This is a genomic window from Fontibacillus forbon (assembly GCF_046559655.1).
In the GTDB taxonomy this organism is placed as follows: domain Bacteria; phylum Bacillota; class Bacilli; order Paenibacillales; family Paenibacillaceae; genus Fontibacillus.
In genome coordinates this window covers 945,706-970,412 of the sequence record NZ_JBKGFV010000002.1, presented here as the reverse complement: position 1 = coordinate 970,412, position 24,707 = coordinate 945,706, and the positions used below count along the sequence as shown (strand labels likewise).

The window sequence follows — 24,707 nt, the reverse complement described above, 5'->3', positions numbered from 1 at the left end:
CCTAAATTAAGTATTGTTTTTCCGTGAACTATGTATATTCCTCCATGCCCTGTTATAGAAAAAAATCCCTGAAGTTTACAACCTTTTTTTAAATCATTTTCCTGATTTTTTAATTAATCCTGACAGACCTCTGATTAGTACATGATTTTTCCATAAATTAATACGGTATTTTTGCGAAGAAGTGATGTGTTACGTTATTAAGCAGAATGGAAAACGCTTTCAAAAAATGTTTTTAACAATTTACAAGGGAGGAAAAAGTTGAGTATGAAGAAAAAAAGTTTTCGTCCGGCCTGGTCATTTGCCATGGCTGCTGTGTTGCTGGTTTCGATGTTTTCAAGCGTCGCATCCGCCGATCCAAAACAAACCGCTAACGCTAAAGACACCGGGAAAATCAGTATGCAATCTTATGTAGAAGCGATGCAGCCCGGATGGAATTTGGGAAATACCCTTGATGCCACAGGCGACGACGAGACTTCGTGGGGCAATCCTCGCGTAACGAAAGAGTTGATTCAGCAAATCGCCGACCAAGGCTACAAGAGCATTCGCATTCCGGTCACTTGGGGACAGCACATGGGCGAAGCGCCGGACTACACTATTGATCCTGCCTATCTTGACCGGGTTGACGAAGTTGTGAACTGGGCCCTGGACGCCAAGTTGTACGTCATGATCAACATGCACCATGATTCGTGGCAGTGGATCAGCCATATGGAGAAAAACCATGATGAGGTGCTGGCGCGTTATCAATCGGCGTGGACTCAAATTGCCGACCGTTTTAAGGATCACTCCAACAAGCTGATTTTTGAAGCGATCAACGAACCGCGGTTCACCGACGGCGGTACGACCGACCGCGCCAAGCAATATGAGATGCTTAGCGAGTTGATCACCTCTTTCCACAAGATCGTAAGAAACTCCGGGGGTCTGAATGGTGAACGCCCGCTGGTAATTCCGACTCGTGAAACTTCGCCTGCGCAGGAGGATTTGACCGAGCTTTACAATACGATCCTTAAGCTTGACGATCCGAACTTGATCGCTACTGTTCATTTTTATGGTTTCTGGCCGTTTAGCGTCAATATCGCCGGTTACTATAAACTTGAAAAAGATACGTTGAATGATTTGACCACGACTTTTGATAACGTTTACAATACCTTAGTGTCGAAAGGGATTCCGGTCATTCTTGGCGAATACGGATTGCTTGGCTTCGATAAAAATACCGGCGTTATCGAGCAGGGCGAAAAGTTGAAATTTTTCGAGATTTTGACCAACTACCTGAACGAAAAGAAAATTACGCATATGCTGTGGGACAATGGGCAGCATTTTGGCCGTACCACGTTCAAATGGTCTGACGAGCAATTGTTCAATATTATGAAAGCAGGATGGACGGGACGTTCATCCACTGCGGAGAGTGACTTGGTTTACCTGAAACAAGGCGACGAGATTCAGGATGCAAAAATCAAGCTGAATCTGAACGGCAATCAACTGACCGGCTTGTTTGCTGGAAGCGAGAAGCTTGCTCAAGGAGAAGATTACGAATTGAATGGTGAAGATCTCGTTCTTAAGGCGGGGCGCCTCAGCAAACTGATTTCTGCCGGCCATTTGGGGCAAAACGCCATCTTGACCGCCAAATTCAATCAAGGCCCGGAATGGAATTTTAAAATCACTGTTTATAAAACTCCGGAGTTGGGCAATGCTTCAGGTTCCACAGAGGATTTTGCAATTCCGACTACCTTTAACGGAAACCAGCTGGCCACGATGGAAGCATTGTATTCCGGCGGGGGCAATGCGGGACCACAGGATTGGACGTCCTTCAAAGAATTCGGATATACCTTTGCTCCTTCGTTCGCAACCGACGAAATTCAGTTGAAACCGGAATTTTTCAAGGAAGTGAAGGATGGAGACGTGATCTTGAAATTCCACTTCTGGAGCGGAGAGATCGTAAACTACAAAATTACGAAAAAGGGAACCAGCGTGACCGGGCAAGTTTTCCGGGATTAGGGACCCCTGGATGGGAAGCCTCGAGCCGCGTGTATTTAGCGGACCGGGGCTTTTTACTTTACGGCAAAAAAGTCTTGCCCGGTTTGGAATATTAAGGTATGATAATGTCCTTCTTGCAAAATCGCCTTGTCTGAAGTGGACGAAAACTTGCGTCCAATATGCTTATCGGAGGTGTTCTTCAATGCTTTATTTCACGCTGGCTTCCAAAGCCTATGCCCGAAACCTGCAGTACCGCGGTGCGCATATGGTGCACAATCTGGCAAGTGCCATGTTCGGATTCATGTACGCATGTATCTGGATCGGGCTGGGCAAAGATCATTCTTTGGGGGATTACGGAACGCAGGGGATGGTGGGCTACATCGCTTTTACCCAGGCAGCGCTCTGGGTTACCAGCTTCATCTCAAACGGCCTCGGCATTCCTCAATCCGTCAGGACCGGTCAAATCTCGCTCGATCTGATGCGTCCCGTTCATTTGTTCAGCCATCTGATGGCCAGGGAATGGGGACAAATCGCCTACCAGTTTCTTTACAAATCCATTCCGATTTACCTCCTGTATTTTTTTCTTTTTTCACTCCGGCTTCCCGATCATGGGATCACTTACTTGTTCACCTTTCTTGGACTAACCGGAGCCGCCTATTTATCCATTTGCATGAATTATCTTATCGGCGTCAGCGCTTTGTGGACGACGGAATCGTCCTGGCTGTATTGGGGCAATCACGCGATGATCAACCTGCTGGCCGGCTTTTTTATTCCGCTGGAATGGTTGCCCCGCTGGCTTGAAAATCTCGCCTGGATGTCTCCGTATCCATATCTGCTTTATGTGCCGACGACCGTGTATCTAGGTCACGGAAGCGGACGCGGATTATGGGGGACTTTGTTTTGGGGCGTGTTTATGACGGTGCTTTGTCTCCTGGTCACCCGCGTCGTACGGCGGAAATTGGAGGTGCAGGGAGGATGAAGCTTAGATCCTGTTTGGCTATGTACCGCCTGCTGATCAAAACCAGCATCAAAAGCCGAATGCAGTACAAATTTAATTTCATGCTCGCGTCGGTGCTCGCCGCGTTGATCCAAATTTCCGAATTTCTGATGATTGCGATCGTGCTGGCCAAATTCGGCGCGATCAAGGGATGGTCCATCTATGAGATCGGATATTTGTTCGCGGTGATGACGTTGTCCAAGACGTTGTACAGGACCTTTGCCGATGAAGTGCATCATTTGGAAAAATATCTGGTGGGTGGGGATTTCGATCAGTTGCTGACCCGGCCGATGCCGGTACTGCTAGCTCTGATGCCGCAAAATTTCAGAATTATGCTCGGTGAAGTGCTGCAGGGCGGCTTTATTCTCTGCTGGTCTCTTGGCGGGATGATGCACAGCGGACAAGTTGGTTGGGCCGCCGTGCCGTGTACGCTGTTTATCATATTTACGGGTGCGGTCATTTTGTTCTCGATAGGTCTTGCCACCGCAACGATCGGCTTTTGGACGACCCGGATCGAAGAATTGCAGAACTTTACGGAGGATGCCGCACGTACGGCTGCGCAGTATCCGCTTACCTTGTATCCCAAGTGGATGAAATCGCTGCTCCTGATCGTGATTCCGGTCGGATTCGTGAATTATGTTCCGTCTCTTTACATCCTGAAGGGGGAGCTGGGGGCGTGGGTGCTCCCGGCATTGGCAGGCGTGGCGATCGTTTGTCTGGCGGCAAGCCTGCGTTTCTGGCGGTTCGGTATTACCAAATATCAGAGTACGGGGAGTTAAGGAGGGAAGAAAATGATCGAAGCTCGAAATTTGTGCAAGGATTTTAAAACGCCGGTAGTGCCGGAAGGGCGCTTTTCCGGATTACGTGCGCTGTTCTCACGGGAATACCGGCTGAAAGAAGCGGTACGCGGAATTAGTTTCCAGGTAAAACAAGGCGAGTTCGTAGGCTACATCGGCCCGAACGGGGCGGGGAAGTCGACGACGATCAAAATGCTGACAGGGATTTTGCATCCAACCTCCGGTGAGGTAACGGTAGGCGGATGGAACCCGCACCGGGACCGCCAGAAAGCGGTCCGGCAGCTGGGCGTCGTCTTTGGACAGCGCAGTCAGCTTTGGTGGGACCTCCCGGTGAAGGATTCCTATGACATTCTGGCTCAAATGTATGACGTCACTCCGGCGGATAAGAAGCAAAGGCTGAATCAGTTTGCGGAACTGCTGGATCTGCATGAATTTTGGGACACGCCGGTAAGGAAGCTGTCGCTCGGTCAGCGGATGCGGGCCGATATTGCGGCCGCGATGCTGCATGATCCCGAGCTGCTGTTTCTCGACGAGCCTACGATCGGCCTCGACGTGCATGCTAAGCTCAATATCAGGCGGTTCCTGCGTAAATTGAACGAGGATTTCGGCAAAACGATTTTGCTGACGACCCATGATATGGATGACATAGAACAGCTGTGCAGCCGGGTCATGGTTATCAATCACGGGGAATTAAAGTACGACGGGACGATTGGGCGTCTGCGGGAGATGATCGGATTGCCGACGCTGATCCGGGTCAAATTTCGCGGGGATTTTCAGGTTCCTGGGGAATGGATCACCATCAGCCCGTCCCTGTCATTTAATGTGACACGGGTTGAAGGCGATACCGTTACGCTTGAGGCGAATCGCCGGGAAATCAGTACGATCGATATCATTCGGGTAGTCGGGGGATGGGGCGAAATCGACGATATCGCCATGGAAGAGCCGGAATTCGAGGAAGTCATCCGCAGTTTTTCCGCCTCATAGGCGATATGGAAAAACTTGTGTTAGCTATCTTGACATTTGCCGCTTCTCATCTTACATTGGATTATACAAACTGAAAAATGCGGATGAAGATGATGGGAGAGCCCGCTTTCACTGAGGAAGCGGCACCGAAGGAGCAAAGGGCCGGCACTGCATGACGGCAATGAATCTCTCAGGTACCAGGACCATGATCCGACGCGACTCTGGAGAGAGCGTTCAGCCACCAACGGGGTACATGTTCCTAAAGGATTCGGAACATTAAACTTTCTGGTAACCGGGACAGAGAAAAGGCAGCAGGCCTTTTCCCTGTCCCTTTTTTTGCGCAGAAGGGAAAGCTGAGCGTATGGCTATATAGAAAAAATGAGCAGTCGGGGGAAAAACCATGCGATTTAAAAATGTATTTTCAATTATCGGGCCGGCGATGATCGGCCCATCCAGTTCGCATACGGCCGGGGCGGTACGAATCGGACGCTTCGCCCGGCAATTGTTTGGGGAATTGCCGGCGGAGGCGAATATTTGCTTCTATGGTTCGTTCGCCGAAACCTTTAAGGGCCATGGCACGGATCTTGCCGTGGTCGGCGGGATTTTGGATTATCCCACGGATGATGAGCGTATCCGCCACTCCTTGCAAAATGCCGAAGACATGGGGATTGAGCTTCATTTCTCTACCGGCGTAGCGCCGGGGGCTCATCCGAATACGGTAAAGATTGTTTTGTCTGCCGGGGAGAAGCGAAGTGAAGTGATTGGTGCTTCCATCGGCGGAGGAACGATCGTGATCCGGAATATCGACGGATTCGAAGCGAAATGCTCCGGTGAATTGCCTACGCTTGTAATCGCCCACGCCGACCGTCAAGGCGTACTGGCCGGAATTACCGCGCTGTTCAGCCGGGAAAACGTAAATATCGGTTATATTATTACGGACCGGAAGGGTAGAACCGCCGAAGCATTGACGGTGGTCGAGGCGGATTCGGCCATTCCGGAGACCCTGATCGAAGCGATCTCGGCGCTGCCTCACGTCAGCCGGATTTCTTACATCCATTTAACGTAAACCCGAGTATGAAGCTCAATGTAATGAAAGTATAGGTAAGTACAGGAAGGAGCGGACACCATGCGCTTTCGCAATTTGCAGGAGCTCATCGAAGTTTGCAATAAAGAGTCCAAGACGATTTCTCAAATTATGCTGGAGGACCAGGCCGAAGAGAGCGGTCAATCGGTAGGGGAAATCATGGCTGTCATGGCTGAATATTATCAAATTATGAAAACAGCGGTTCATAAGGGGTTAACCGAGGAGATTACTTCAACCAGCGGATTAACCGGGGGCGATGCGAAAAGAGTGGAGGAATACCGGAGGTCCGGGCAGCCGTCCGCCGGAGATATTGCCAGCCAGGCGATGGCTTACGCATTGGCCGTATCGGAGGTCAACGCTTCCATGGGCCGGATCGTCGCCACGCCGACGGCGGGTTCCTGCGGCATCATTCCCGGCGTCTTCGTCAGCGCACAGGAGCGCTTCGGCTGGGATGACGATTACTTGGTGCGCGGCTTGTTTAGCGCCGGCGCCATCGGCTACGTCATTGCCAACAATTCCTTCATTTCCGGCGCGGAAGGCGGGTGCCAGGCCGAAATCGGCTCGGCGATCGGGATGGCGGCCGGAGCCATGGTGGAATTGCGCGGGGGGACGCCGGAGCAAGCCGTTCATGCGGTCGGCCTGGCGCTCAAAAATACGCTCGGGCTCATTTGCGATCCCGTGGGCGGCCTGGTGGAAATTCCTTGCATCGTCCGTAACGGATTCGGCGCAGTCAATGCGCTGGCCGCCGCCGATATGGCGCTGTCCGGCGTTCGCAGCGCAATCCCGTCCGACGAAGTCATCGACGTGATGCTGGAAGTCGGTACGGCCATGCCGAGCCGACACCGGGAGACCGCCCAGGGCGGCCTGGCCCAGACGCCGACCGGCCGCAAAATCATGAAAGAACTGAGGGCGCGCAAAAAATAGATGCCCGGAGATAAAGAAAGCCGCCCCATCGGGCGGCTTGTTTTAGTTGCGTCGTTTTTGCTTCGGGATTCTGGGCCATCTGGCAGGCAGAACATGCTGCAGCATGGCCATGAACAGTTGACCCCATTGCTGCTCATTGAGTTGGCAAACGGGCATGTTTCTGTCGATGCTCAGGGTTCTTGCCAGCTTCGTAATTTGCGGCGGCGAGAACACTTCCGAAAATGCTGCGGACAAAGGAAGCCGAGGGGACCTTAGCCCGTGTAAGGCCAGCGCCATAAATCGCGCGTGATGTTTTAAGGGAACTGTCGGATTCTTCTTTCGGCTGATACTCAGAATCGCCGAATCCACTTTGGGCGGCGGCGAAAAGTTACTTGGTTCCACGGTCCGCACGAGTTGCAGATCAAACCACATCCGCCATTTTAAAATCCGTGGATCTGTAATCGGGTCGGAAGTAAAGCGTTTGGCGGCTCCTTTTTCCACGATGATGGCGGCACGCTGCAAAGGGATTCCCGGTCCGTCAAGAAGCTTCCCAAAGATCGGCGTGGTAATCGAATATGGAATATTGGCCACCACAGAAAAAGGACGCATTGGAAGAGGGGATTGCAGGAAGTCGGCCTGCCTGATTTTAATATTTGCCATATTTTCTGTTTTGCTTATTAGTTTGCTGGCGAACCCGGGGTCGCTCTCAATGGCCACTACCTGGGCCGCCTTCTCCGCTAAAGGCAGTGTGATGGCACCTGCCCCCGCGCCGATATCCAGCACCATGTCGCCGGGGCCGATCTTCGCATGACGGATTAGTTCATGAACGATGTTTTTGCTGATAAGCAGATGCTGTGCGGAAAAGTTGGAAGAACCCCTGCGGTTAGCAGTGGTGAACGGTTTATTTTTAGACATGAAAAAAGCACCTCATTCATTCGAATTTAGGAATGAAAAAGGTACAACACAAATAATCCGATCAATTGTAATAAATTGGATCGGACGCATTTGTCTTGTACCTCACATTATCTAATACGAATGTATGGGATGCCGCCGTTCATAATCATTGTAAAAATCCTCGCTATGCTGCTTGTTCTGGAATGGTAGTACTTTACAAGTATAGTAGATTCGTCTTTAACTGTACAGTCGGTATGCCATAGATGCCATGTTTTAAACTTGTTGTTCGGTGGTCATAAAGGTTTTAACCGCAGGCGCTTCATAGGTAAGAAACTGATCGAGCAGCCCTTTCGGCGTCGTGTCGGCCAGAGCCATAGACCGGTATTTCTCCTGAAGAAACTGTTCGTCGGCCATATGGTTGAACATCGCGATAAGAGGGTCATAGTAATGATTGATGTTAAGAAGTCCGCATGGTTTGCTGTGAAGCCCCAGTTGAGCCCAAGTGAATATTTCGAAAAATTCATCCATCGTGCCGGTACCGCCGGGCAGAACGACGAATCCGTCGGCCAGCTCCGCCATTTTTGCTTTTCTTTCATGCATGGAATCTACAATAACCAATTGGGACAGGTTTTTATGGGCTATTTCCCGGTTTTCCAAAAATACGGGAAGAACCCCGATGGCTTGCCCGCCATGCTCCAGCACGGAATCGGCAACACTACCCATTAGTCCAATGCTGGATCCGCCATACACCAAAGTAAGTCCTCTGGCCGCAAGCTCTTTCCCCAGAGCGACCGCCCCTTGTCTATACACATCGGACGCTCCTGCACTCGACCCGCAAAAAACGGCTATTCTTTCCATTCTATCGCCTCCTTGTAGATCTCCATAAATTATAGCTCACATCCCGGGCTTGTTAAATAACTATACCGTACATTTGTAAATCATGAATAAATTCATGTGATTAAAAAGATTGGGGTGATGGTATAGTCGGCGGTCAAAGCAGCGATCGAAGCAGGAATCGGATTTGAATGTAGCCGGCTGGCCTGGCCAGTGGCCAATTAATCCTAACGGACACAGGAGACCTTAAATGCTCAGAAAACGGCATCCGTTACGGCTAACGGACACAGGGGACCTTATTTTGCATTTTCGATGGAAAAACAAGGGGTTGGCAGTCTTTTAACGGCCCTGGTGTCCGTTAGAATTCAAAAACGGCCATTTTGCGGCAGATAACGTCTCTGGTGTCCGTTAGAATGCGCTGAGTCGAGAGAGTCACCCTAAACTGAATTAGTTCGGCATATCACCATTATCCAAACTCCAAACTCCAAACAATCCGCTCCAAGCCAAGTATTATGCCTTATTTTCTTGCCATCTCATTGCCATGAAAAATATCTGTTGCCGAAGCCGGAATATATGATAGTATAAGTACAAAAAACGATGATAAAACGAAACTTAGTTTCATTAGATGAAACCGAAACGATATGAATGGGAGGGAATGATATGCCGATCGATTTTCATGATGCTCAAAACCGCCGGACCTACAGCACAAGAACAGCGGATGAGTCTTGGAGTGATTTTATTCGCGCAAGGGTGGTTGTTAGCGGCAAAAACGCGGCGGATGTAGGATGTGGAGGGGGAATTTATACTAAAGCTTTGACGGAGTTGGGAGCTTCCAGCGTGATCGGAGTCGATTTCTCGGATGAGATGCTGGCTGGGGCGGCCTTAAACTGCAGAGGCCAGCAGGAGATTAGTTTTGCAAAAGGAGAGGCTTATCGAACCGGTCTTCCTGCCCGTGAATATGACCTGGTACTGGAAAGGGCCTTGATCCATCATTTGGATGACTTGAGCGCCTGCTTTACTGAAGCGAACCGGATTTTAAAAAAGGGCGGGGTGCTCATTGTTCAGGACCGGACGCCGGCTGACTGCCTGTTACCTGGGGATATTCATAACATTCGGGGCTATTTTTTTGAAAAATATCCTCAGTTGGCCGGTTCGGAGATCTCGCGCAGGTATGAGTCGGAACAAGTGCAGCGCGCACTCCAAGATTCAGGATTCAAGCTGTTGGAAACCGCTTCGCTTTGGGAAACGAGAGTGGTTCACCCCGATCTGGAGGCTTTGCGGCAGGATTTGCTCCACCGGACCGGCCGCTCATTGCTTCATGAACTGAACGATGGACAGCTTGAGGAGCTGGTTTCTTTTATATCAGAAAAATTTAAGGTTCATGAGGGTCCGATCATAGAAAGCGATGCATGGACTATTTGGTTTGCGGTCTCTTTGGAATGAAGGCATGATGCTTGCTTGGCACGCTACAGGACGATCCCGAATAGCTCGCTTAAATGGCGGTCAAATTCCTGCTCAGTGGTTATGTCTTTATCTGTCTTGATCCCGTTTTCGGTTAGGATAAGTTTATCGTCCGTCAACGATATTCTGCCGTTTTCCCTTTCAAGCGAACACACTCTGTTTTTCCGAAACCGGGATCCCGGAGAGGTCTCAAAATATAAACATCTTTCCCTGAAATCCTCCAGCTTTCTTTCCTCCAGACTGAAAGTATACTCCAGGGAATCCTGTTTGCCGGATGCCTGTTTGAATATTTGGTATGTATCTTGTCCCGTCATCATGATCCGAAATTGCCCGTTGAGGTCTGTTTGGACAACACCAACCACTAACTTTAAAGGTTCAAAAGCATGGTTGCCGAACCCTACATCCACAAGCCAGCGATCCTCTTCCAATGATACGAGCAATAAAACATGGTCAAAGCGATCTCCATCCTCAAGTACCTGTGCCGAGATGTACCTTACGTCAAATCCGATTTCCCGGAGCAGATGAAACAGCAACCCGTTCAACTCATAGCAAATACCGCCCCTGTGGTGCTCGACGACTTTCACCCATAATTGATCGGTCCGTAAATCAATGCTGGTGCCGTTCATAATATCAAGGTTCTCGAAAGGAATGTTCAGCAAATGATGTTTTTGAATTTTTTGCAGGGTGTCCAGAACCGGAGGCAAAGGGTGCTGCAGCTTCAATCTGTTCAGGTATTTATTCACGAATTCTTCTTGTCGCATGAATGATTCCCCCAGGCTGGATTGCTCGAAGCTAGTGATCACTTCTTCTTTTTTTTGGCTTCCGCTTTTTCCAGGTTTTCAGCTACTCTGAATTTTACGATCTTACTGATTAGTTCATAGGGCAGAGGCATCTCCAGAGGAAACTGGACGGAACCTTTAGCTCCTTTATACGCCGATAATTCTTTTTTGAAGGCTTCAATTCCGCTAGGATCGGGATAAAATCCGATATGCTTCGGGAAGGCGGCAAAATGCACCAGATTCCCGTGCAGGGCAAAAGTAGGCATCTGGTAGCTGATTTTTTCGGTTGCTTCTGGCGCTGCAGCTTGAATGACTTCCCTCAAAGTTTGAAGCTTTTCTTGAACTTCAGCAGGGAAGTTGGTTATATACTCGTCAATGGTCTCGAAAGAGGCACGTTTGTTTTCCATCATAAACATTCCTTTCAGGTATGGTGGATTTCGGTTCAATTCCTTTGATTCGTTTTTTCGGTACTTCAATGGGGAAACCCCGATGATTTTTTTGAAAATCCGCCCGAAGTGGGCCAAACATTCGAATCCGACCGCGCTCGGTGATTTCCGATACCGATAATCGGGGGTTATTCAACAGCGTGCAAGCTTCTTTCACGCGGATATTGTTGACGTATTCAATAAAGGTGAACCCGGTCGTTTCCTTGAAGGTCCTGCTTAAATGAGACTGGCTCATGTAGAAGGTTTTGGATATCGTCCAAAGTCAGGTGCTTGGCATGCTGTTCATGAATAAAAATGACTATTTGGTGCAGTTTCACGTTTAACTCGGATTGAGCAGATTTTTTTCGCGTGCTCGCCGATCATTTTATCGAATTTACTTTCAACATAACTTTGCTCATGTCCCCGCAGTTTTACGGCACTCTAACCGCCAATAAAACAGGAGAACAGATCGAAGGCTTCCGGATCCGGCAAAAAAGGGCGCAGGAATTCCTTTTTGAACAATAGGGTAACCCTTTCGTACACGGCACCGTTGGAATTGACCAGCCTGTGCGCCTCGTTCGCGTTGATCAGCAGCAGAATTCCTCCGACGACTTGATATGTCCGGTTTTCGATAAAATAGTGAAGCTCGCCGGAAACGAAATACAAAATTTCGTAAGCGTCATGGTAATGAAGGGAAGGAATGCTGGAATGCGTTTTTCTTTCCCGGCTAATGTGAAAAGGTTCGGATTCGTAAAAGTTGGTTTCCACCGTCAAACCCTCCAGCAATAACAAAGTGCGCTTACACCGATCATATCACGCAATATCCGGCATGAATATTATTTTGCAATGTTTTACTAGGTTTTAATGACGGCATGCTTGATGCTCGATTACAAAACCAACATTCCTCTGGGATGATTAATAGCAGTAAGAGGATATTAGCTTCTCCGCTCCGTTATTGGTAAGCGTGATGATCGATAGGGACAATCAGGAATGGTTGAACAAGCTTTGGGATTACAATGCGGCAGTGAAGACGGAAGATGATGTTTACTTCGGCAATCAAAATCTCAACGGCGGGTAAGTGCCCAAAAGAGTAAAGCAACGGCACTTACGGAGGCGCCAAGCCAGCATACGCCTATCCAACCCGAGTAGGAATAAGTCAAGGTGGAAAGGATCGAACCGGTTGCGCTGCCTATGGAATAGAACATCATGTAGGCTGCAGTGAGACGGCTGCGAGCTTCAGGGCGTACGCTCATAATCATGCTCTGGTTCGTAACATGCACGGCCTGTACCGCAAAATCAAGGGAAATAACCCCAACGATCAATCCCCACAAGGTGTGTTCCGTAAAACCGATTGGCAACCATGAGGCCAGCAGCAGGAAGAGCGAGATTCCCGTTGTCCGCTGCCCCAAACCTTGATCGGCCAGACGCCCTGCTTTTGCCGCCGCCAAAGCTCCGGCAACTCCGGCAAGACCGAAAGCTCCGATCTCGGTGTGCGAAAGAGATAGCGGAGGTGCGCTGAGAGGTAAAACAAGGGAAGTCCATAAAATACTGAATGCGGTAAAAATCAACAGTGCCAGTACTCCACGAATACGCAAAATTTTTTCTTGCACAAACAATAAGATGACCGAACGAATCAAATTTTTATAGGTCAAATCTGTTTTTTTTCGCTCATAGTTCGGTAACGCCCGAAATAGAAGTACAGCCATCAGGAGCATCATGGCTGCGGACACGAGGTAGACCGAGCGCCAACCGGCGAGGTCCGTTAATATACCGGCAACGGTTCGTGCCAACAGAATACCGATTACGACGCCGCTTGTTACCACGCCGATTACTCGTCCGCGTTGAGATGGCGCAGCCAGCATTGCGGCGAATGCCACGAGGGTTTGTACGATTGCGGCGAGCAGTCCGACTGCAGCAATGGCTAACATCAGGACCGTGGCTGAGGAAGCGGTGCCAACGGCAAACAAAGCTACAACGGATAATAGCATTTGATAGACAATCAAGCGGCGCTGATTCAACAAGTCACCGAGAGGCACCAATAGGAGCAATCCCAGGGCATAGCAGATCTGGGTTACCGTGGTGACGACGCCGATCGCGGAATGCCCGATACTGAACTCGGTCGACAGGGCGTCAAGAAGCGGCTGGGCATAGTAAATGTTGGCAACCGCCATGCCGCACGATACGGCAAACAGCAGGGCCACTTTTCGGGATATGGAGGGGAAGGAGCCGGATCGGGCGTCTTCGGCAGCGGTTGCTTTCGTTACGTTAACATTCTCCATCTTCGATCACTCGTTTCTTTATTTTATCGAAATAATAACATACCGTTCGGTACATAATGATCATGGATAAATATAGTTTATGCCTTAAGGAATGTCAAGAAATTAAGTGTGGTTAGGTAAGGGACTGCCATCATTTTGACAGAACAAGATTTGAACGATAAAATATTTACGTACTAAACGGTATGGAAAAGGGGGAGCAGCACATGGTTCGACCGCGCGAATTTGATGAGGAACAAGCTTTAGTTGCGGCAATGCAGGTTTTTTGGGAAAAGGGATACGAAGCTACATCCTTGAGCGACTTGACATCCAGAATGGGGATTCAAAAGCCGAGTATTTACTCGGCCTTTGGGGATAAGAAAGCATTATTCGAAACGGCATTGCGTAAATATAATCAATTTCATGCCTCTTCCGTCCGATCCAGACTCCAAAACAAATCTTCGGTAAAAGAAGGGATCCGGGCATTTTTCGAAGGCTTGATCAATGAGGGATACGGAGAACGGTTCAGCCGGGGATGCTTTTGCATTAATACGATGGTGGAACTCGCCCCTCACGACGAGAAATTCGAGGTACTGACTAGAGAACATCAGATGTATTTGACCGTAATTTTTCAGGAAACGATCGAACGAGGCATACGATCGGGCGAGCTTGCAAACAGCTTGAACCCGAAGGCGCTGGCTCAAACGCTCGTCGTTTTCTTGATAGGACTTACCGTTATGATGAAATCGCGTCCCGATGCGCTATATGTCCAAAATAGCGTGGATTCGGTCCTTGCATTGCTAAACTAACTTTAAGGGCCGGCATAAAAAGAAGCTCAAGCCTATGAATTGCTTGAGCTTCAACAGAATGGATCAATACCTTAGACCCTTAGCGAGCCGCGGAACCCTCTGGCACCATAATAGGATTCCGCTCCGTTATGGTACATGAAGATAGTGTCATAGCGACGATCGCAAAAGATGGCTCCGCCAAGTTTTCTAATGTTAGCGGGTGTCTTCACCCAGCTCGAAGTTTTCAAATCAAAGTTTCCAAGTTTCTGCAACTCCCGGTATTGCTCCTCCGTTAAAAGCTCTATCCCCATGTCAGATGCCATTTCTATGGCACTATTTTGCGGCTTGTGTTCTTTCCGCGAGTCGAGCGCTTCACGGTCGTAACAAATACTCCTGCGACCCTTGGGACTTTCCGCCGAACAATCATAAAAAATGTACTCGTCCGTCGTATTGTCATGATTTACGACATCGGGTTCGCCGCCGGTTCGCTCCATTTCGTGGAGCGACCATAATTTTTCCGGTTGAGCTTCAAGCTTTGCATGTATATCAGCCCATTCAAGACCTTGATGGCGGTTCATGTTTTTCTCAAAACGTGCTTTCAAAATGTTGAGTAGTTCTTCATGCTGTTCCGGAGGTAACTCCTTTTTACCGTTGACGGGACTCGTCGTCATATAAATCTCTCCCTTCAAATAGGTTACTCCTTAGTTAGCGACACACAGCACTCCACATGGCTTGTCTGCGGGAACATATCGACCGGCTGAAGCCAATCGATTTTGTAGCCGCCATCCGTCAGGATCTTGCAATCCTTGGCCAGGGTGGACGGATTGCAGGACACATATACGAAGCGCTTCGGCTTCGTGCGGAGCACCGCTTCGAGGAAGCGGGGATCGAGGCCGGTGCGCGGCGGGTCGGCGACGATAACGTCGGGCGAGTAACCGGCCTTGGCCCAGCGCGGAAGCAGTTCTTCCGCCAGGCCCTCGAAGAAGGCCGCGTTGGTGCGCCCGTTGCGCGCCGCATTCTCCTTCGCGTCCCTTACCGCTTCGGGGATCGACTCGATCCCGCGGACTTCGCGCGCGTAAGGGGCAAGCCACAGGCCGATCGTGCCGGTGCCGCAATAGGCGTCGACCACCGTCTCCCGGCCGGTCAGACCGGCGGCGTTGCGCACCGCCTCATACAGCTTAACCGTCTGCAACGGGTTAAGCTGGAAAAAAGCGCGCGGGGACAACGTGAACTCCAGGTCGCCAAGCGACTCCTGGATGCTGTCCTCGCCCCACAGGATGAACGTCTTGTGGCCGAACACGAGCGACGTGTTCTTGGGATTGACGTTCATTGCGATGCTCGTCAGCTCCGGCATCGCCAGCCGGAGCTCCTTGACAAGCTGCTCGCGCCGCGGCAGCTTGTCGCTCGCCGTAACGAGCGTCACCTGAAGTTGCCCAGACTGGAAGCCCCAGCGCACCACGATCGTCCGCACCAGTCCTTGATTGCCCTTTTCCCGGTAGACAGGGATGTTCAGGTGCTCCAGGACATTGCGCGTCCGGTCGACGGCCTCGTTGATCTTGGGATGCTGGATCGGACACCCGGTAATGTCGATCAACCGGTGCGAATCCACCGCGTACAGCCCGGCGATCATACCTTCTTCCTGCATTCCCAGTTGAAGCTGGGCCTTGTTGCGGTAGTCCCACGGATGCTCCATGCCGAGGATCGGCTTCATTCGGACGTCCTGCATACCGGCATACCGGGAAAAGGCTTCGCGAACGATGTCCGTTTTGCCGGCAAGCTGCCCCTCATATGAAAGATGCTGGATCTGGCAGCCGCCGCAAATGCCGAATACAGGGCATGGGGCGTCGATCCGGTGGGGAGAGCGCTTCTCGATGTCCTTGATTTTCGCGGAAATGTACTTGGCTTCCGCGCGAATGATTTCGGCCTTGATCACCTCATCCGGCAGTGCCCCTTCGATAAATACCGCTTTTCGCCGGTAATATCCGACGCCTTCGCCGTTGATGCCAAGCCGTTTGATCGTCACGATGATGACATCGCCGGGAGCGACTTCTTCCGCCGTATTCCGGTTCGTAATCCGGGGATCCGGCTTTTTGTCCGGCGCGGGGCCTCTGTTTTTATGTTTTGATTTATGACTAGCTTGGTGTGGTTGTGCATTCTTCGAATTTTTCATGAAACGATTGTTCTCCATCCGATAATTTTGTCCGTTTTAACTATACCACGCCGTACAGGCAAGTACCATAAAACCGCAGCAGGTTAGGGAGAATCGTCAATGCAGCCAAAGAAAGGCGCCGAATAGCAGGAGAGCGCAGGCCAGGTTCATCCAGCCCAGAAAAGAGGCGGCTTTGGCTTCTTTCTTTTTTTGCCCCGTTTTGTATATTTTGCGGTCAACCAAGAGTATTAAAAGACCCGAAAACAAGAACATGATCGCGACAAAGGAAATAACCCGTATCATTTAATCCCCCCTAGTTTTTTAGACCGACGCGGCGGATCGTCATATGAAGCTTGATATCCATGGGAACTTTGGCATAAATGTCTTCCCAGTCCCGTTTGGAAAGGACATGCTTATTCCAATAAGCTGGACGGTGGGCGCGGACCAACTCGCCCACACCGAGTACGTCTGAACGTTTCGATTGGGTCGCTTTCAAGAAATCTTCAACAATTTCCGAGGCATTGCTGACGAACGTTTTTTCAATCAGGGCAAGATTTTGCATAGATCCGATGTCTGTATCGCCTTCACTATGCTCCGTGATCGTTCCCTCCAGTTTAATATTCAGGGTAACCTTAGGTACTCCATCCTGAATATCCACTTTCATATTCGTATGGCGCTCCTGGGTTTGAACCATTACAAAGCCGATGCCGGGCACGTCGAGCAAGGTGGAGTATCCGCCGGGATCAATCCCTTTGGCAGCCATGAAGGCCCCGATTTCAATAGGTGTCGTCGTTCCCACCAGCTTTCCTCCGCTAAAGTAGGCCATTCCTTTGATCAGAATATTTTCTTTTCCTCGAATCGAAATATAGGGGAGATATCCGTCTTGTCCCCATCTGGATTCGGCCGTCCAGAAAATCCCTAAATAGTCCAGCGGGAATTTGCCGGTTTGGACCGCCTTTTCCACCATGGACAACAGATACAAGGTGGGCACCCGTTCCAGCGGCGGCGCGGCATTCATGATTTTTGCCGCTTCCATATCGGATACGAGCAACCAGGTTCTGCGACGGACTTCCGGATTACGTCTTAGATAGTCGCTAAGATCTTCCAGTCCCTGCTTGGCGATAGCTTCGCTTACTACGATAACCCGAAGATGGATCAGGTACTTGGGATCGGCGATTTGCTGCTGCAAATTGTTCAGTGCGTCATCCAGGCTATGGCCGAATACCTGAACGACCCATACTGAATTTTGGGTTTCTTCTCCGCTCGTGGCGCTGCTGGGGCCGAGGGGTACCCGCCCGGGGACGGCGATTTGCGCGGTGATACGGATCATTTTGTCGGGTAACTTTCCGTTGTTTTCATGCGTTACGCTGTCCTCTTTGGCCTCGCTTCCGGGCGGGGCTTCATCAATAGCCAGAGCGAGTAATAGCGCTCTGTCCTCAATCTCCAGACTGTCCCAGCAACCGGTTAGGAGCAACCCGGAACTTAAGAAAAGCATCGTGAGCAGCAGATTCATAACAATTCTTTTATTCATGGGTCATGGCACCCTTCCGGCGGAATAAGGAGACAATTCTCAGCAGCAGAGGGTAGCAAGTCAGTAGAAGCAAGCCCGTAAACTCCGTATGGTGGACGATGCTCCGCGTTTGAAAAACATTGTGCGGCAGCAAAGCGATCGCCAACATAAACGGCAGCAGAAAAGAAGAGGTAAGGCGCAGATCGGAAAAATGGAAAAGCTTGCTAAAGGCATGGGAAGCCAGATAGTAACTGGAATAAAGCGTGGTATACACAGTAATAAACCAAATGACGATGAAAAGGGCGTCAAAACGCTCCAATACCCCTCCTCCTAACGAAATGGACCGGGAAAGTTCCAGGGTGGGATAAAGCAGCAGCTTGGTTTCTTCCGCCCCGTATATGCCAAGTACCGAAAATATCATGATCAAATAAGCACCTCCGCTGATCGCTAATCCGAAAAAGGATGATTTCATCGCCGATTTCGGTTTTTGCATGTGGGGGAGCAAAATCGTAATGATAAACGAGCCGAGAAACAAAGATGCTGATTCCGAAATTCCCGGGAAGAACTGCATGGATTTATTTCCGGTCAGCGGCAGCAGGTTCAGGACATCGATTCTTTGCAGCGATACCAACATCAGTATTAGATAAGGAAAGAAGATAAAGGGAAAATAGAAAATGTGGATATAGCTGAATTTTACAATGTCCCGTCTGCAGGAAAACGCAGTCGTCAATAGGATCAGGATGATGCTGATTTCGATGGGTGTTCTACGAAAAACGACGGTAGAAAGCACATCACCGAACTGGCGGGATGACAAGGCGGCCGAAATGGTGAAGAAGATGAACAGGATCAGATTAGCTGCGATTGCCGGCCACTTTCCGATCAGCGACTGTCCGTATTCAAATATGGTCTGTCCCTTGAAGCGCTGTCCTAATGCGGTCACGAGCCACAGTCCGAACAAAGCCAGAAGCATGCCCAACAATGCCATCAGTGGAGCGCCGCTTCCGGCAGCTTGAGCCATTACTCTCGGGAAACTCAAAACGCCAACGCCGAACGTAGTGCTAGCGACGACGAGGGCGGTTTGGGTCGTTGAGATCTTCTGCTTCCTGTTCATAGATGATCTCCTTTCTCCGGAATATTCCGTTGATATAGGATTGCGTTTCTCCATCAGGCAAGCGGGTTGCGTCAACCGGATGCAAATGGGACGGCCGCCGGTTCATCCACCACAGGGGGGCTCTGATCATGGTGTCGGTCAAGCGCTCCCGCATTCCGGTAATCAAGTTGAAGAGGTACGGAATGCCGAACGACTCCAGGTAAAGCAGATGGTTTATAATTAAAATAGTACCGATCATCACGCCGTATAAACCGAATAATCCCGCCAATAAAATCAGCGGAAAACGAAGCATACGCAGGGCGATAGCGGCATTGTAAGCAGGCGTGGCGAACGAACCGATCGTTGTCAAAGCGACGATCACTACGGTAATCGGGCTGGCCAAACCCGCGGACACCGCGGCTTGCCCGATGACCAGCACGCCGACAATGGAGAGGGCGCCGCCGATCATCTGCGGCAAACGAATGGTCGCTTCCCGCAAAATTTCCATGGATACCTCCATAATTAATACTTCCAGTACGGCAGGGAAAGGGACTCCGGCCCGCCCTCCCGAGATCGCTACGGCGAAATCGGTTGGCAGCAGTTCGGGGTTATAGGAGATGACCGAGACATACAGCGACGGAAAAAACAGAGAAAATAACAAGGCAACCAGGCGGATGATACGAATCAGGCTTCCAATAATAAAGCGTTCGGAATAATCGTCGATCGTCTGCAAAAATTGGTCGAACAGCGCAGGGACGATCAAGGCAAAGGACGAGCCGTCGACCATGATGACGACTCTGCCTTCCAGCAATGCCGCTACGGCTTTATCGGGCCGTTCCGTATTTTGAACTTGCGGAAAAGGAGAAATGGGCTGATCTTCAATGAATTGTTCGATGTAACCTGCATCGATAATCCCGTCGAAATCAATCTTAGAAATTCGCATCATGGCTTCTTCGACCAATTCGGGATCCGCAATTCCGTTAATATAGCAAACCGCAACGCGGGAATTGGTGCGCTGTCCGATCGGACCGGTTTCGATTTTCAAATCAGGGCTTTGGAGCCGGTATCGGATCAGCGATAAATTGGTGTCTAACAGCTCGATGAAGCCCTCCCGTGCGCCGCGGATCACCTGTTCCGTCTGAGGCTGCTCGATGCCTCTTTTCTCAATCTCGCGCATGGCAAAGGCAAGCGCTTCACCGCAATCGTCCAGCAAAAGCAGTACATGACCGGACGTTAATAAATGGAGAAGAAGGGACAGGTCAGAGCATTTTTGACCTTCATTAATATAAATCGTCTCGTTCCAAAGCCGGTCGATCAGGCCGCCCTTCGGAAGCGGGCTTTCCGAGTCTCCGGATTCATTTTCCCGCCACAGCATTAGCGGCTTTAAGATGTTCTCTTGAATTCCTTTCTGGTCCGTCATGGAAGACAGGAAGACGAGAGCCGCCCGGTATCGGCGCGCAATCTGGAATTCCCGTACGGCCAGATCGCCGTTTGCGCCGATGGATTGTTCGAATTGAGCCAAATTCTCATGTAGCGAAGTGCCGAGGAAGGATGGACCGCTCTTGCCGGAAGCCGGTTCCTCGGGGGAATGATTCTTTTTTTGCGCATAGGCCCTGTAATTTTCGCTCCATTTTTGCAAGGTCCGTTCCTCCAATCTAATAAACCGGCCTCTCTTCCGGATGAAAGTATATAATAGTAAGTGTTAGTAAGAGTAATGGACTTTATGTACCAAGGAATGTATTCCGTAAAATCAGGCAAGGGTGGATGTTGCCCATTGGCTTAAGGCCCGGTAAACTGGAGAGAAGGTTTATTGGCCGGTAATACATGTACCGATATAAGGAGTTTGGTTCAATGAATGTGCAAATCCCCACTCTGGAACAAGCGCAGCAGTTGCTGCAAAAATATTACGGGTACCCCGATTTCCGCGAAGGGCAGCGCAAAATCGTCTCCAGCATGCTGAAGGGAGCCGATACACTCGGCATTATGCCTACAGGCGGCGGCAAGTCGATCTGCTATCAGATTCCCGCGCTGTTACACCCCGGATTGACCCTGGTCATCTCCCCGCTCATCTCGTTGATGAAAGATCAGGTCGACGCCTTGATCACGATGGGAATATCGGCCGCTTATATTAACAGCACTCTTTCCGGCAAAGAGGTGAACGAGCGCATCCGGGCCGCGAAACGCGGCGAATTGAAGCTGCTATACGTGGCGCCGGAGCGTCTGGAGCTGGATTGGTTCCGCGAAGAAATGAGCGGGCTTGAAATTTCTTGCGTCGCCGTCGACGAGGCTCACTGCGTCTCGCAGTGGGGGCATGATTTCCGGACAAGCTATCTCTCGGTATCGCCGTTCGTGAACAGTCTGCCGAGACGCCCGATTCTCGCGGCCTTTACGGCGACCGCAACGCCGGAGGTCATGGATGACATGATCCGGTTGCTGCGGCTTAACGATCCGTCCGTCTTCGTGACGGGCCTGGGCCGGGACAATTTGGCGATGTCGGTCCTGCGCGGCGAAAACAAACGGGAATTTATTATGAATTACGTAACTACGCACGGCCATCAGCCGGGGATCATTTACGCGGCGACACGCAAAGAGGTTGATGATATGTATAACCGTTTGCGGCAAAACGGCATTCCGGCCGGACGCTACCATGCCGGGTTGTCCGATAGTGAACGGGAGGAAAGCCAGGAAGCGTTTCTTTATGACGACATCCGGGTAATGGTTGCAACCAATGCCTTCGGGATGGGTATCGATAAATCGAATGTGCGTTACGTGATTCACTACAATATGCCGAAAAATATGGAGGCTTACGTTCAGGAGGCGGGACGTGCCGGCCGGGACGGCGAGCCGAGCGATTGCATTCTGCTGTTCAGTCCGCAGGACATCATGACTCAGAAGTTCCTGATCGAACAGAATCCGCAAGACGAGAACCGGAAGCGCAATGAGTACAAGAAGCTCCAGCAGATGATAGAGTACTGTTACTCGAATAGCTGCTTGCGATGGGCGATGCTGGATTATTTCGGTGAAGCCCATAGCCGGGAAGCTTGCGGCATTTGCAGTTCCTGCCGCGACGAGCGTGAGCTTGTCGACATGACGGTGGATGCGCAAATCGTCTTCTCCTGTATCCACAGGATGAGAGAGCGTTTCGGCGTTTCGCTGGTATCTTCGGTGCTCAAAGGTTCGCAGAACAAGAAAGTACTTCAGTACGGATTCGACAGTTTGCCGACTTATGGCATGATGCGGCGTCGTACCGAGAAAGAGATATCGGAGCTGATCAATGTGTTTATTGCCGAGGGCTATCTCGCCCTTTCGGAAGGTCAGTACCCCGTTGTCCGGCTTCAAACATTGGCAGCGGATGTCCTGAGAGGACAGCATCAGGTGATGATGCGCGCGCCTGAACCGCCTGCGGCGAAAAGTGCCGGGACGGCTTCCGGTTCCCGCCGCAGAGGTGCTTCCTATGATGACGGGCCTTCGGCCGTGAACGAAACGGTATTCGAACAATTGCGCCTGATCCGCAGGGATTTGGCCGAAAAAGAGCGCGTGCCTTCCTATATTATTTTTAACGACGCCACCTTGCGCGAAATGAGCTTGGTATGCCCGACAAGCGAAGCGGAAATGCTGCGGATTAAAGGCGTCGGCGAAGTGAAATACCGCAAATACGGCGTGCCGTTTCTCGAGTTTTTTCAAAATATGGAATAGGGTTGTGAAGAATGAAAGTCATTTTAGCCACATTAAATGCAAAATACATCCATACCTCGCTGGCGCTTCGGCTGCTTAAAGCCTACAGCGGGAATGAGTTCGATATCGATTTGGCGGAATATACGATCAAGGACCCGGTGCTGAACATCGTGTCCGATTTATATAAGAAACGGCCGGATGTCATCGGCTTTTCCTGTTATATCTGGAACATCGAAGAAACGATCAAGGTGACCAATATGCTGAAAAAGGTGCTTCCGGAAACGGCGATCGTACTGGGCGGTCCCGAGGTTTCCTACGATACGGCGTACTGGATGGAACGGGCGGACAGCGTTGATTTCATCGTCATGGGAGATGGAGAGGAAACATTCCATCATTTGCTGCAAGAGCTGGGCGGGGAACGAAAGTTCCATTACGTGTTCGGCGCCGCTTACCGGAAGGACGGAGAAATCAGGGTCAATCCTCCCCGGCCGAAATCCGACCTCAATACGCTACCATCGCCGCACCGGTTTCCGGAGGATATCCCGGATCTGGGCAAGCGCATCGTTTATTTCGAAACGAGCCGGGGGTGTCCGTTCAACTGCCAGTTTTGCCTCTCCAGCATCGAGGTGGGGGTTCGTTACTATGATATCGAGCGAGTAAAATCGGATATTCTGTACCTGATCAGCCATGGGGCGAAAACGATCAAGTTCCTGGATCGCACCTTTAACATCAACCGCAGCTACGCGATGGAAATGTTTGAATTTTTGATTCACAATCACGGCGGTTGCGTGTTCCAATTTGAGATTACGGCGGATATTATGCGACCCGAGGTGCTCGATTATTTGGCGGAGAACGCTCCGCCGGGCATCTTCCGCTTCGAGATCGGGGTTCAGTCGACGAACGACAACACGAATGAACTGGTGAAGCGCCGCCAGAATTTTACCAAACTGACCCGGACCGTAATGAAGATCAAGGAAAGCGGCAAAATCGATCAGCATCTTGATTTGATCGCCGGATTGCCCGAAGAGGACTATGCTTCGTTCCGAAAAACATTCAACGACGTATTTGCCATGCGCCCGGAGGAACTGCAGCTCGGATTTCTGAAGATGCTTCGGGGTACGGGGCTTCGCAATGAAGCAGCCAAGTACAATTACACATATATGGATCATGCCCCTTATGAAATTTTGGGCAACGACATCATGCCTTTTTCGGATATCATCCGGCTGAAGCGGTTGGAGGACATCTTGGAAAAATACTGGAACGATCATCGGATGGATCACACGATGGAATATCTGATCACCCGGGAATTCGATACTCCGTTTGACTTTTTTCAGGAACTGGGAGATTTCTGGGAAGAGCAATCGTGGCAGCGTATCGGCCATCAGCTGGAGGACTTGTTCACACGGCTTTACGAGTTCCTGGAATGGCGCGGAATGAAGCAACCGGAGACCGTGCTGGGGCTGATGAAGCTGGACTATTTTTTGGGACACAAATACAAGCCGCGCAAAATCTGGTGGGAAGACCGGATGGACAAGCAGCGGCGGAGCGGGTATTTCAAGGCGTTGGCCGACCGGTCCTCGGAGGTGTCCGCAGCCTTTGCGGCCCACGGACTGGCGGAGCGGGACCTTCAGAAATATGCCGTGCTGGACGAGTTGCCGTTTTCGCTCGAAGACGTGCTGACAGGCAAGGAGTCCCCGGAACGGCAGCGGGAAAGCACGTTGCTCGTCGTATTGTACCAGCAGGATTCAAGCGAACAGCGGCCGTTGTATTATGCGGTAAATACGTCGGCGTTTACGACTGAGGGAATACACGGCCGGAAATAATCGTCTTCGGTCGGTTACTTCAGGCTTGAGCCTATGTGTGTTAAAGGCCCAATCATTCCCCTGGGTTTGGAATAGAATAGGATGTACTCTAAACCGAAGGAGGAATCCCTGTGAGTGGTGTAGTTGGCGGATATGGCGATAAAGGATATGGAGGCGGCATGTTTACGTCTACCGGGGCTATTTTGGTACTTTTCATTCTGCTCGTGATTGTCTCTAGAGCTTTCGTCTTGTAGAAATAAGCTTCATTTTCCCGCTGAGCCTTATGGCTCGGCGGGAATTTGCTTTATGGGTATTATTTCCTTGGATCCT

The 24,707-nt window shown here is 50.5% G+C and carries 24 protein-coding genes and 1 riboswitch; of the genes, 11 read left to right on the top strand and 13 right to left on the bottom strand.

Translation table 11 applies throughout. From position 1 onward, the window contains the following. The first annotated feature begins 264 nt into the window (after window positions 1-264). From ACLB09_RS11445 to sdaAA, 6 genes are all read left to right on the top strand, one after another. Complete coding sequence (locus ACLB09_RS11445; protein ID WP_410769938.1) at window positions 265-1,992, top strand: cellulase family glycosylhydrolase; 1,728 nt, start codon at window positions 265-267, stop codon at window positions 1,990-1,992. A gap of 181 nt (window positions 1,993-2,173) precedes the next feature. Next, a complete protein-coding gene (locus ACLB09_RS11440; protein WP_410769937.1) occupies window positions 2,174-2,950 on the top strand; it encodes an ABC transporter permease in 777 nt (258 codons plus the stop codon). Beyond that, window positions 2,947-3,747 (top strand): ABC transporter permease, encoded by an 801-nt coding sequence (locus ACLB09_RS11435; RefSeq protein WP_410769936.1) that lies wholly within the window; start codon window positions 2,947-2,949, stop codon window positions 3,745-3,747. The genes ACLB09_RS11440 and ACLB09_RS11435 overlap by 4 nt, the downstream gene beginning before the upstream one ends. 12 nt (window positions 3,748-3,759) lie before the next feature. Beyond that, on the top strand, window positions 3,760-4,749 hold the full coding sequence (locus ACLB09_RS11430; protein WP_410769935.1) for an ABC transporter ATP-binding protein: 990 nt from the start codon (window positions 3,760-3,762) through the stop codon (window positions 4,747-4,749). Window positions 4,750-4,832: 83 nt separating this feature from the next. Next, window positions 4,833-4,944: riboswitch (glycine riboswitch) on the top strand. 184 nt (window positions 4,945-5,128) lie between these two features. Continuing rightward, complete coding sequence (gene sdaAB / locus ACLB09_RS11425; protein WP_410769934.1) at window positions 5,129-5,794, top strand: L-serine ammonia-lyase, iron-sulfur-dependent subunit beta; 666 nt, start codon at window positions 5,129-5,131, stop codon at window positions 5,792-5,794. A gap of 60 nt (window positions 5,795-5,854) precedes the next feature. Next, entirely contained in the window at window positions 5,855-6,736 is an 882-nt protein-coding gene (sdaAA, locus tag ACLB09_RS11420) for an L-serine ammonia-lyase, iron-sulfur-dependent, subunit alpha (RefSeq protein ID WP_410769933.1), read from the top strand. 42 nt (window positions 6,737-6,778) lie between these two features. Here the strand turns inward: sdaAA and erm are convergent, their stop codons facing one another. Together erm and ACLB09_RS11410 are read right to left on the bottom strand one after the other, a co-directional pair. Then, a complete protein-coding gene (erm, locus tag ACLB09_RS11415) occupies window positions 6,779-7,630 on the bottom strand; it encodes a 23S ribosomal RNA methyltransferase Erm (RefSeq protein WP_410769932.1) in 852 nt (283 codons plus the stop codon). 252 nt (window positions 7,631-7,882) lie between these two features. Beyond that, entirely contained in the window at window positions 7,883-8,467 is a 585-nt protein-coding gene (locus tag ACLB09_RS11410) for an LOG family protein (protein ID WP_410769931.1), read from the bottom strand. A 636-nt stretch (window positions 8,468-9,103) separates the two neighbouring features. On the opposite strand from ACLB09_RS11410, the gene ACLB09_RS11405 reads away from it, so the two are divergent. Next, window positions 9,104-9,886, top strand: coding sequence for a class I SAM-dependent methyltransferase (locus ACLB09_RS11405; RefSeq protein WP_410769930.1), 783 nt, complete (start codon window positions 9,104-9,106; stop codon window positions 9,884-9,886). Between the two features lie 23 nt (window positions 9,887-9,909). Here ACLB09_RS11405 and ACLB09_RS11400 read toward each other — a convergent pair whose 3' ends face one another. The 5 genes from ACLB09_RS11400 to ACLB09_RS11380 form a co-directional block, all read right to left on the bottom strand. Then, window positions 9,910-10,665, bottom strand: a complete 756-nt coding sequence (locus ACLB09_RS11400) for an arylamine N-acetyltransferase family protein (protein ID WP_410769929.1) — start codon at window positions 10,663-10,665, stop codon at window positions 9,910-9,912. A 38-nt stretch (window positions 10,666-10,703) separates the two neighbouring features. Further along, complete coding sequence (locus tag ACLB09_RS11395) at window positions 10,704-11,090, bottom strand: iron chaperone (RefSeq protein WP_410770072.1); 387 nt, start codon at window positions 11,088-11,090, stop codon at window positions 10,704-10,706. Beyond that, window positions 11,056-11,364, bottom strand: a complete 309-nt coding sequence (locus ACLB09_RS11390; RefSeq protein WP_410769928.1) for a helix-turn-helix domain-containing protein — start codon at window positions 11,362-11,364, stop codon at window positions 11,056-11,058. The genes ACLB09_RS11395 and ACLB09_RS11390 overlap by 35 nt, the downstream gene beginning before the upstream one ends. A gap of 185 nt (window positions 11,365-11,549) precedes the next feature. Continuing rightward, on the bottom strand, window positions 11,550-11,876 hold the full coding sequence (locus ACLB09_RS11385) for an AraC family ligand binding domain-containing protein (RefSeq protein WP_410769927.1): 327 nt from the start codon (window positions 11,874-11,876) through the stop codon (window positions 11,550-11,552). A 296-nt stretch (window positions 11,877-12,172) separates the two neighbouring features. Continuing rightward, on the bottom strand, window positions 12,173-13,387 hold the full coding sequence (locus ACLB09_RS11380; RefSeq protein WP_410769926.1) for an MFS transporter: 1,215 nt from the start codon (window positions 13,385-13,387) through the stop codon (window positions 12,173-12,175). 203 nt (window positions 13,388-13,590) lie between these two features. On the opposite strand from ACLB09_RS11380, the gene ACLB09_RS11375 reads away from it, so the two are divergent. Continuing rightward, entirely contained in the window at window positions 13,591-14,172 is a 582-nt protein-coding gene (locus tag ACLB09_RS11375; protein WP_410769925.1) for a TetR/AcrR family transcriptional regulator, read from the top strand. A gap of 71 nt (window positions 14,173-14,243) precedes the next feature. On the opposite strand, the gene ACLB09_RS11370 is transcribed toward ACLB09_RS11375, so the two are convergent. From ACLB09_RS11370 to ACLB09_RS11345, 6 genes are all read right to left on the bottom strand, one after another. Then, window positions 14,244-14,822: a DUF4256 domain-containing protein gene (locus ACLB09_RS11370; RefSeq protein ID WP_410770071.1), complete on the bottom strand. Its 579-nt coding sequence runs from the start codon at window positions 14,820-14,822 to the stop codon at window positions 14,244-14,246. A 23-nt stretch (window positions 14,823-14,845) separates the two neighbouring features. After that, on the bottom strand, window positions 14,846-16,339 hold the full coding sequence (gene rlmD / locus ACLB09_RS11365; RefSeq protein WP_410769924.1) for a 23S rRNA (uracil(1939)-C(5))-methyltransferase RlmD: 1,494 nt from the start codon (window positions 16,337-16,339) through the stop codon (window positions 14,846-14,848). Window positions 16,340-16,417: 78 nt separating this feature from the next. Continuing rightward, entirely contained in the window at window positions 16,418-16,603 is a 186-nt protein-coding gene (locus ACLB09_RS11360) for a CLC_0170 family protein (RefSeq protein ID WP_410769923.1), read from the bottom strand. Window positions 16,604-16,613: 10 nt separating this feature from the next. Next, complete coding sequence (locus ACLB09_RS11355; protein ID WP_410769922.1) at window positions 16,614-17,831, bottom strand: Ger(x)C family spore germination protein; 1,218 nt, start codon at window positions 17,829-17,831, stop codon at window positions 16,614-16,616. Then, window positions 17,824-18,921 carry a GerAB/ArcD/ProY family transporter gene (locus ACLB09_RS11350; RefSeq protein ID WP_410769921.1) on the bottom strand — a complete coding sequence of 366 codons (1,098 nt, stop codon included), beginning with the start codon at window positions 18,919-18,921 and terminating at the stop codon, window positions 17,824-17,826. Before ACLB09_RS11350 ends, ACLB09_RS11355 begins: the two co-directional genes overlap by 8 nt. Next, window positions 18,869-20,539, bottom strand: a complete 1,671-nt coding sequence (locus ACLB09_RS11345) for a spore germination protein (protein ID WP_410769920.1) — start codon at window positions 20,537-20,539, stop codon at window positions 18,869-18,871. Before ACLB09_RS11345 ends, ACLB09_RS11350 begins: the two co-directional genes overlap by 53 nt. Window positions 20,540-20,751: 212 nt before the next feature. On the opposite strand from ACLB09_RS11345, the gene recQ reads away from it, so the two are divergent. From recQ to ACLB09_RS11330, 3 genes are all read left to right on the top strand, one after another. Next, window positions 20,752-22,596, top strand: a complete 1,845-nt coding sequence (recQ, locus tag ACLB09_RS11340) for a DNA helicase RecQ (RefSeq protein ID WP_410769919.1) — start codon at window positions 20,752-20,754, stop codon at window positions 22,594-22,596. Window positions 22,597-22,607: 11 nt separating this feature from the next. Then, a complete protein-coding gene (locus ACLB09_RS11335) occupies window positions 22,608-24,398 on the top strand; it encodes a B12-binding domain-containing radical SAM protein (protein ID WP_410769918.1) in 1,791 nt (596 codons plus the stop codon). Window positions 24,399-24,508: 110 nt separating this feature from the next. Then, window positions 24,509-24,631 (top strand): YjcZ family sporulation protein, encoded by a 123-nt coding sequence (locus ACLB09_RS11330; protein WP_410769917.1) that lies wholly within the window; start codon window positions 24,509-24,511, stop codon window positions 24,629-24,631. The last annotated feature ends 76 nt before the right edge of the window (window positions 24,632-24,707 follow it).

Bases quoted from the DNA above. Each gene is read 5' to 3' on its own strand.
- ACLB09_RS11445 (WP_410769938.1), top strand. From the start codon at position 265: ATGAAGAAAAAAAGTTTTCGTCCGGCCTGGTCATTTGCCATGGCTGCT.
- ACLB09_RS11440 (WP_410769937.1), top strand. From the start codon at position 2,174: ATGCTTTATTTCACGCTGGCTTCCAAAGCCTATGCCCGAAACCTGCAG.
- ACLB09_RS11435 (WP_410769936.1), top strand. From the start codon at position 2,947: ATGAAGCTTAGATCCTGTTTGGCTATGTACCGCCTGCTGATCAAAACC.
- ACLB09_RS11430 (WP_410769935.1), top strand. From the start codon at position 3,760: ATGATCGAAGCTCGAAATTTGTGCAAGGATTTTAAAACGCCGGTAGTG.
- sdaAB (WP_410769934.1), top strand. From the start codon at position 5,129: ATGCGATTTAAAAATGTATTTTCAATTATCGGGCCGGCGATGATCGGC.
- sdaAA (WP_410769933.1), top strand. From the start codon at position 5,855: ATGCGCTTTCGCAATTTGCAGGAGCTCATCGAAGTTTGCAATAAAGAG.
- erm (WP_410769932.1), bottom strand. From the start codon at position 7,630: ATGTCTAAAAATAAACCGTTCACCACTGCTAACCGCAGGGGTTCTTCC.
- ACLB09_RS11410 (WP_410769931.1), bottom strand. From the start codon at position 8,467: ATGGAAAGAATAGCCGTTTTTTGCGGGTCGAGTGCAGGAGCGTCCGAT.
- ACLB09_RS11405 (WP_410769930.1), top strand. From the start codon at position 9,104: ATGCCGATCGATTTTCATGATGCTCAAAACCGCCGGACCTACAGCACA.
- ACLB09_RS11400 (WP_410769929.1), bottom strand. From the start codon at position 10,665: ATGCGACAAGAAGAATTCGTGAATAAATACCTGAACAGATTGAAGCTG.
- ACLB09_RS11395 (WP_410770072.1), bottom strand. From the start codon at position 11,090: ATGGAAAACAAACGTGCCTCTTTCGAGACCATTGACGAGTATATAACC.
- ACLB09_RS11390 (WP_410769928.1), bottom strand. From the start codon at position 11,364: ATGAGCCAGTCTCATTTAAGCAGGACCTTCAAGGAAACGACCGGGTTC.
- ACLB09_RS11380 (WP_410769926.1), bottom strand. From the start codon at position 13,387: ATGGAGAATGTTAACGTAACGAAAGCAACCGCTGCCGAAGACGCCCGA.
- ACLB09_RS11375 (WP_410769925.1), top strand. From the start codon at position 13,591: ATGGTTCGACCGCGCGAATTTGATGAGGAACAAGCTTTAGTTGCGGCA.
- ACLB09_RS11370 (WP_410770071.1), bottom strand. From the start codon at position 14,822: ATGACGACGAGTCCCGTCAACGGTAAAAAGGAGTTACCTCCGGAACAG.
- rlmD (WP_410769924.1), bottom strand. From the start codon at position 16,339: ATGGAGAACAATCGTTTCATGAAAAATTCGAAGAATGCACAACCACAC.
- ACLB09_RS11360 (WP_410769923.1), bottom strand. From the start codon at position 16,603: ATGATACGGGTTATTTCCTTTGTCGCGATCATGTTCTTGTTTTCGGGT.
- ACLB09_RS11355 (WP_410769922.1), bottom strand. From the start codon at position 17,831: ATGAATAAAAGAATTGTTATGAATCTGCTGCTCACGATGCTTTTCTTA.
- ACLB09_RS11350 (WP_410769921.1), bottom strand. From the start codon at position 18,921: ATGAACAGGAAGCAGAAGATCTCAACGACCCAAACCGCCCTCGTCGTC.
- recQ (WP_410769919.1), top strand. From the start codon at position 20,752: ATGAATGTGCAAATCCCCACTCTGGAACAAGCGCAGCAGTTGCTGCAA.
- ACLB09_RS11335 (WP_410769918.1), top strand. From the start codon at position 22,608: ATGAAAGTCATTTTAGCCACATTAAATGCAAAATACATCCATACCTCG.